General features: G+C 40.5%; 8 protein-coding genes. All 8 read right to left on the reverse strand.

The genetic code is table 11. The features are described 5' to 3' along the window. Positions 1–75: 75 nt before the first annotated feature. On the reverse strand, positions 76–426 hold the full coding sequence (gene rplT, locus DWZ47_RS29660; RefSeq protein WP_004297540.1) for a 50S ribosomal protein L20: 351 nt from the start codon (positions 424–426) through the stop codon (positions 76–78). A 98-nt stretch (positions 427–524) separates the two neighbouring features. Continuing rightward, positions 525–722, reverse strand: a complete 198-nt coding sequence (rpmI, locus tag DWZ47_RS29665) for a 50S ribosomal protein L35 (protein ID WP_004297539.1) — start codon at positions 720–722, stop codon at positions 525–527. A 69-nt stretch (positions 723–791) separates the two neighbouring features. Next, complete coding sequence (gene infC, locus DWZ47_RS29670) at positions 792–1403, reverse strand: translation initiation factor IF-3 (protein WP_004307244.1); 612 nt, start codon at positions 1401–1403, stop codon at positions 792–794. A gap of 72 nt (positions 1404–1475) precedes the next feature. Continuing rightward, positions 1476–3416: a threonine--tRNA ligase gene (thrS, locus tag DWZ47_RS29675; RefSeq protein ID WP_004297531.1), complete on the reverse strand. Its 1941-nt coding sequence runs from the start codon at positions 3414–3416 to the stop codon at positions 1476–1478. Positions 3417–3498: 82 nt separating this feature from the next. After that, positions 3499–5529, reverse strand: a complete 2031-nt coding sequence (locus DWZ47_RS29680; RefSeq protein WP_117515642.1) for a tetratricopeptide repeat protein — start codon at positions 5527–5529, stop codon at positions 3499–3501. Between the two features lie 76 nt (positions 5530–5605). Beyond that, positions 5606–6160 (reverse strand): peptide deformylase, encoded by a 555-nt coding sequence (gene def, locus DWZ47_RS29685; protein WP_004297529.1) that lies wholly within the window; start codon positions 6158–6160, stop codon positions 5606–5608. Between the two features lie 45 nt (positions 6161–6205). Next, positions 6206–6622, reverse strand: a complete 417-nt coding sequence (gene ruvX, locus DWZ47_RS29690; protein ID WP_004307247.1) for a Holliday junction resolvase RuvX — start codon at positions 6620–6622, stop codon at positions 6206–6208. 74 nt (positions 6623–6696) lie between these two features. Next, the gene (locus DWZ47_RS29695) at positions 6697–7836 is read right to left on the reverse strand and encodes an OmpA family protein (protein WP_008644083.1); all 1140 of its coding nucleotides are present in this window, start codon (positions 7834–7836) and stop codon (positions 6697–6699) included. Positions 7837–8143 lie beyond the last annotated feature (307 nt).

Raw genomic sequence — 8143 nt, forward strand, 5'->3', positions numbered from 1 at the left:
AGAACTGTAAAATATAAAAGAGGTTGTGCCAACGTTTTGACACAACCTCATTTGTAACTCGTAAACTATTGATGCTTAAGCAGCTTTAGCTTTAGCAACTACAGCTTTGAAAGCTTCCGGGTGATTCATAGCTAAATCAGCCAAAACCTTACGGTTTATTTCAATACCGGCTTTGTGCAGACCGCCCATCAATTTAGAATAAGACATTCCTTCAAGACGTGCAGCAGCGTTGATACGTTGTATCCAAAGAGCGCGGAAGTTTCTTTTCTTATTTCTACGGTCACGGAACGCGTAAGTCAAACCCTTTTCCCAAGTGTTTTTAGCTACGGTCCATACATTCTTTCTTGCACCAAAGTAACCTCTGGTCAATTTCAAAATTTTCTTTCTTCTTGCTTTTGAAGCAACATGATTTACTGATCTTGGCATAGTTTTACTTTTTTTGAATGTTAGCGCCGCTACTTCACGCAGCGAACTTCAGGCTAATGCATTCGGTTAATACTTTAATAATACTTTTACGCTTTTGATTACTTCATTGCTAAGAGTTCCTTAACCTGGCTTACATTTGTTGTATCAACAGTTGTAGAGTAGCACAGATTTCTTTTTCTCTTCTTGGATTTCTTAGTCAAAATGTGACTGTGAAAAGCGTGCTTTCTTTTGATTTTACCTGTTCCGGTAAGGGTAAACCTTTTTTTAGAACCGGAGTTAGTCTTCATCTTTGGCATCTTACTTGTTTTTAAATTATTAAATATATAATGGCAACGCACTATACCTGCGCGTTACGCATCCTTTTCTTATTCTTCGCTCGTTTCCGGCTTCTCTGCTTTTTGTGCAGGAGCAGCAGGTTTCGGTGCTCCGGCCGTTGCAGGCTTTTTAGGAGCTTCTTTCTTCTTCGGAGAAAGCTGGATAGTCATACGCTTACCTTCCAATATCGGCATCTGATCCACTTTTGCATAGTCTTCCAAATCATTCGCAAAACGAAGCAACAATACTTCACCTTGTTCCTTAAAAAGGATAGAACGACCTTTAAAGAATACATAAGCCTTCACCTTATCACCGTCTTCCAAGAATCCTTTAGCATGTTTCAACTTAAAGTTGTAATCATGGTCATCTGTCTGGGGACCAAAACGAATCTCCTTCACATTAACCTTCACCTGCTTCGCTTTCTGTTCCTTCTGACGTTTCTTTAATTGATAAAGAAATTTAGAATAATCAATAATACGACAAACAGGGGGTTGAGCATTAGGAGAAATTTCCACTAAATCCAATTCTTTTTCTTCAGCCATTTTCAGAGCCTGAAAGATTGGATATACTTTCGGTTCAATATCATCGCTTACTATGCGAACTTCCTTGGCACGAATCTGTTCATTGATTCTGTATTGCCCTTTTAGAGTGTCATTCTTCATTAAAAACGTTTACTTCCTAGTTTGATCTTTTTATTGTTATACTAAATATTTTATTTTGAAACGGCTGCAAAGTTACCATTTATTTATCATATTCTGAACTTCTTCGTTCAAAATTTTAGCAAATTCTTCAAATTTCATGGTTCCTTTGTCACCTTCGCCTTGTCTACGAACAGAAACTTCACCATTTTCAGCCTCTTTTTCACCGACAATCAGCATATAAGGAATGCGCTTCATTTCATTATCACGAATCTTGCGGCCGATCTTCTCGTTACGATCATCTACAATCGCACGGATTTCGTGTATTTTCAGATACATCTTCACCTGTTCTGCATATTCATTGAACTTCTCACTGATCGGCAGAATAACTACCTGTTCCGGTGTCAGCCACAATGGGAACTTACCGGCAGTGTGCTCAATCAATACAGCAACAAAACGTTCCATTGATCCGAACGGAGCACGGTGAATCATCACCGGACGATGCTTCTGATTATCAGAGCCCATATATTCAAGTTCAAAGCGTTCCGGCAAGTTGTAGTCAACCTGGATAGTGCCCAGCTGCCAACGACGACCGATAGCGTCTTTCACCATAAAGTCAAGCTTAGGACCATAAAAAGCAGCTTCTCCATACTCAATCTTAGCAGGCAAGCCCTTCTCCGCACAAGCCTCGATAATAGCCTGTTCCGCTTTTTCCCAGTTATCATCGCTACCAATATACTTTTCACGGTTCACTTTATCACGCAAAGATATCTGTGCTTCAAAATTCTGGAAATCCATAGAACGGAACACAATAGATATAATATCCATCACACGAAGGAACTCATCTTTCACCTGCTCCGGACGACAGAAGATATGCGCATCATCCTGCGTAAAGCTACGAACACGAGTTAAACCATGTAACTCTCCACTTTGTTCATAACGACAAACCGTACCAAATTCAGCTATACGCAACGGAAGGTCTTTATAAGAACGTGGGAAGTTTTTGTAAATCTCACAGTGGTGAGGACAGTTCATTGGTTTCAAGAAATACTCTTCCCCCTCTTCCGGAGTATGGATAGGTTGGAAAGCATCCTTGCCATATTTTGCATAGTGACCCGAAGTCACATACAGCAACTTATTACCGATTGGCGGAGTAATCACCTCCTGATAATCGTAACGTGTCTGGATACGACGTAAGAACTCCTGCAGACGCAGACGCAATGCAGTACCTTTCGGCAACCACATAGGAAGTCCCTTACCTACAGTTTCGGAGAACATAAACAACTGCATCTCCTTACCAATCTTACGATGGTCACGCTTCTTCGCTTCTTCCAATAACACCAGATATTCATCCAGCATTTTCTTCTTCGGGAACGTGATACCATAAATACGAGTCAGCATCTTACGATCTTCATGACCACGCCAATAAGCACCAGCCACTGAAGTCAACTTAATAGCCTTGATCGGAGCAGTCGTCATCAAGTGAGGACCACGACAAAGGTCAGTAAATGCACCCTGGGTATAAGTCGTAATGTGTCCGTCTTCCAGTTCAGAAATCAATTCACATTTATATGTTTCGCCACGATCACCAAACATTTTCAGAGCATCCGTTTTTGCGATGCTTTTTCTGACTACGTCTTCTTTCTTTGCAGCCAGTTCCAACATTTTAGCTTCAATGGCAGGAAGGTCGCTTTCTTTAATTACCGCTTCACCCGGATCCACATCATAGTAGAATCCGTTTTCAATAGCCGGTCCGATACCAAACTGGATACCCGGATAAAGTTCCTGCAAAGCTTCCGCCAACAAGTGTGCACTTGTATGCCAGAATGCATGCTTACCTTCTTCATCATCCCATTTATAAAGAACGAAATTAGCATCTTCATTAATAGGACGTCCTAAATCATAAGTCTCGCCGTTCACGCCACATGCCAGCACTTCCTGTGCCAGACGCGAGCTGATACTTTCAGCAATCTGTAAACCGTTCACTCCTTCGTTATACTCACGAACGGAGCCATCGGGAAATGTTATCTTTATCATAATATGATGATGTTATATTTTCATAATTTGAACGCAAAAGTAACTAAATCTTTTGAGTTTTCTATTTTTTATCAAAAAAATGTTATTCCGATTGATCTGTAAAACGTTTGATAACATTATAAGCAGAAACAATCCCCAACTCACCGGCTTTACTCAAATCAGAAATACCCAGCTTATTATTTCCTAAGAAAATATGAGTCAGTCCACGATTGAAGTAAGCGTCTGCAAAATCAGGATTCAGCTCGATCGCCTTATCATAGTCGACAATTGCAGCCCGGTAATCTTTCAACATGGCAGAAACATTAGCACGATTATAATATGCATATACAAAGTCCGGAGCCAGATTTATCACCTTATCCAAATCTTTTCTCACCACCTCATAATCTACTGCGGTAATCTCTTTACGCTTATTATCGCCAGGAACAACATCTGTTTCGACAGCTTGTTCAGCCTTCTGATATTCCAACTGTTTACAACGAATCAATGCACGCATAAAATATGCCGGGAAGAAATCACCATCCAGCAAGATTGTCTGAGTCAAATCAGAGACTGCACTCGAGAAGTCCTGCACCAAATAAAAATCAATTGCACGGGCAAAACGTTTTGAGGCATTCTTTTCATCTTCCACAATAGCCGATGTATGTGTATCAATCAAGGCAAAATGCACTTTCACCTGTTCTTCCGTCAACGGAGCTTCCATATTCGTGATGCGAAGACGTTTCGGAAGTATACCTGTACGGTTTAAATCCTCAATATATTTGTGGAAGTTCACCGAACGTTTCACGTCACTCATCTTCTCATAATAAGTCAAAGCGAACATCGGTTCCATCGTTATATTTACGTTCTTATCCTGTACACGTCCACGATAATCACTTGTATAGCGTTGTTCAGCTTCAGAATCATCGGCAATCACTATCTTACGATAGTTATTCATATTCTTATCCGATTTCTTACGGGTCTTCTCTCCGCCTTCCTCATCATTTTCCTTATCCTTGTTCTGTGCTACATCTTTGTTCGTCACACCGTTCTGCTTGTCGATCTGCGCCTTCATGACTTTAAATTCATCCTGCTCCGCACCCTTCTTATCTCCAATCTTTCTGCGAGCTTCCGAACGCTGATAGTATCCGGCCAGGAAGTTCGGATACTGATTGATAACAGTTGTGTAATCTTGTATAGCCCCGCGATAATCACCCGTTTGCGCACGCAGCAAACCACGGTTAAAGACAGCCATCATATTATCCGGCTCCATCTTGATAACAAAGTCGAAGTCTTCGATAGCCCGGTTATCATCTCCTACCTGTGCACGTAACAAACCGCGGTTATAATGACCGATAAAGTTATTCGGATCAATATCCAATGCCAGATCATAATCGCTCATGGCACCTCTTAAATTATTCTGATGAAAACGAGCCAATGCACGGTTTATATAATTTCCAGCATTCTTAGCACTCAACGGAATAGCACGGTTGAAATCCGCTTCCGCTTCCGCATACTTAGCCTGTTGTAATTTAACAATCGCTCTTGCAGCCCAAGCATCCGGATCATATTTATCCAGTTCAAGCGCCTTATTGAAGTCATTCAAGGCAGCAATCGTATCTTTCTGTTGTAAAGACACTTCCCCCCTCATCAAATAAGCACGGGTATAGCGTGGAGACACCTTCAACAAGCTTTCCAAATCCTCTTTCGCAGCATTATAATCCTTCTTCTGGATATGAGATAATGTCAGGTTATGCCATAAAGTAATATTCTCCGGATCATAATGCAATGCTTTCTTATAATCCTCAATCGCTCCATCAAATTTACTCTGACGAATCCTTGCCAAACCACGAATCTGATAAGCACCCACCACAAATGGATTGCGTTGGATAGCTGCATCACAGTCTGCTTCAGCACCCTGAAAATCCTCCAGATTCAGTTTAGCCAATGCCCTGAAGAAATAAGGTTCATACAGATAAGGCTTAGCGTTAATAACCTGGTTAAAATACTGAATAGAAAGTACATAGTCCTCAAAATAAAGAGCGTTTCGGGCAATAGTCATCACCCGATCCGTATTTATTTGAGCACACACCAGCGTTGGGAACAGTAATAAAACTGTTAAGATTCTTTTTACCATTGATATTTTATGCTTGTAAACGAAGCAAAAATAATGCTTTTCGCTTACTTAACAGGGATATAAACGTTTTTTATCTTTATTTCACCTGTTTCATCTTATATGAACTGCGCGCTTTTCCCTTCAACATCGTATTCAGCTTTCCTTTAATCATCTGCTTACGAAGCGGTGAGATATGGTCAATGAACATCTTACCATCCAAATGATCGAACTCATGTTGCATCACCCGAGCCAGATAACCTTCCACCTCTTCTTCATGCTCCACAAAATTCTCGTCCATATATTTCACGCGAATTTTATCACCCCTTTTCACTGTTTCGTGAATACCGGGAAGGCTTAAGCATCCCTCTTCCATACTCACTTCTTCACCCCCTACTTCCAGAATGTGGGGATTGATATACGCCTTATTAAAGTCTTTAAATTCAGGATATTCCTCCGAAAGCGGATCCAATGTAATCGTAACCACGCGAATAGGCAAACCAATCTGTGGAGCAGCCAATCCTACACCGTCTGCATGTACCATTGTTTCGAACATGTTCTCAATCAACTCTTTCAGATTCGGATAATCCGGTGTTATGTCCTCTGCAACCTTTCTCAATACAGGTTGGCCATATACATAAATAGGTAAAATCATATTTTTATACTCTACTAAAAAATTAAGTTATTCTTATGTCCTATACTAAAAACGTTTACTCTCCAAATATGTTTGCAAAATAATAGTAGCACTTATTTCGTCCACCAATGCCTTGTTTTGGCGGTCTTTTTTCTTCAAACCTGCCTCCAGCATGGTACGGTGTGCAAGAACAGAAGTGAAACGTTCGTCCACATATTCGACCGGAAGGTCCGGATAACGCTTTTTCAGCGAACGAACAAAAGGCTCTATATTCTTCATATTCTCCGAAACCTCATTATTCATTTGCTTGGGCAATCCAATAATAATCCGCTCCACCGGTTCTTTAGCTATATATTCACCGATAAAGTTCAGAAGTTCATGCGTGGGCACCGTCGTCAATCCGTTTGCGATCAGCTGCATTGTATCGCTCACAGCTATTCCGGTACGCTTTCTTCCATAATCTATTGCTACTATTCTGCTCATGGGGTACAAAAATACAAAAAAGACGCTTCCCGTGAAAGGAAACGTCTCTTTTATTCTATTATTTCAAATGTATATTATTCTTCAACAATAGCTACACGGCTTAACTTAGCATCATCATAGAACATGTTGCCTACACCACCCTTGTAATCAACCTTCAATTGAGAAGCAGGAACACCAAATTCATTAACCATCAGGTCACGAACAGCTTCAGCTCTCTTCTTACTCAACTTCATGTTGTATTCAGCAGAACCAGTACCCTTATCAGCATATCCTGTTATAGTAAACACTTTATCAGTTGCTTTGATACCCTTAGCCATAGCTTCAATATTCATGTATTCTCTCTTGCTGATGTTGCTCTTTCCGATATTGAATACAACAACCAGACGTGGAACGAATCCAGCTTCTTTCTTAACGATCACTTCAGGTTTCTTGTTACGAGCTTCAACCAAGTCACGTTTCAAAGATTCGTTTTCACCCTTCAAAGCGTTCACTCTGTCTCTCATGTCGTTCAACTGGCTTTCCGGAACCATTGGTACAGTAGGAACAGCATCCCAACCACGTTTCTTAAACTTGTAAGTAACACCTATAGTCAGACCAGCCAATCCTTCAGGACCTGAATTGCCGAATGCGCCTTTCATCAAAAGTCCACGCAATTCAACGTTAAGATCCAAAGCAGAAGACAAACGGAAACGGTTGATCAAACCGGCATTGATACCCAGTTCGTCATAACCTGCACCTTTTCCTGAATGTACAAATCCAGCTCCTGCATAAGGAATGAATGAATACAGACGATCTTCTCTATAACCACAAATCATATTGGAAAGATTCAGCATTACATCTCCATGGAAGTTCATCACATTCCACTTTTCTTTGTAGTAGCCATTAGAATACTGTCCTCCGTCTACAAGCGGACCATTAGCATTAGGAGTAGCACCTTTAGCCTGAAGCCCGTTGTAAGCTACACGTAATCCGATACCCGGAGTAAACCACTTACCTACAGCAATGTCAAGTGCCGGAGCAAGACGTTTTCCGAAGTCAGCTTTACCATCATTGTCGCCAAAATACATTTGTGCGCCAACGCCACCACTAATAAACCAGTTAGCACCAAAGCGATTTGTTTCCACTCTATAACTCTTTGCTGCATTTTCTTTTTCTTGTGCAGGCAGACATACTGAGACTGCTGCCAATAAAATAAACAATAAACCCTTTTTCATCTCAATTTATTTTAGTAAATAATATATTTCAATTGTCTTACAGGCTAGATACACAACCCAAATGTTCCACACCTGACTAAGAGACAATAAACGTCATCCTTTCTTCTAAAATTAGTGCAAATATAGATATTTAATATAACACAAACAAAAAAACACGTAAATTTTCATTCATTCATAGAATTTTATAGAGCGATAAAAGTGTAATATAACTTCAGAAGGCATCTGAAGGGGTTTGTTGTGGAAGAATTAAAACAAAAAAAATGAGGTTGTGTCAAAACGCTGACACAGCCTTTTTTATGCGCAAAGC

The sequence above is a fragment of the Bacteroides sp. AF32-8BH genome, assembly GCF_003435205.1.
GTDB lineage: Bacteria > Bacteroidota > Bacteroidia > Bacteroidales > Bacteroidaceae > Bacteroides > Bacteroides ovatus.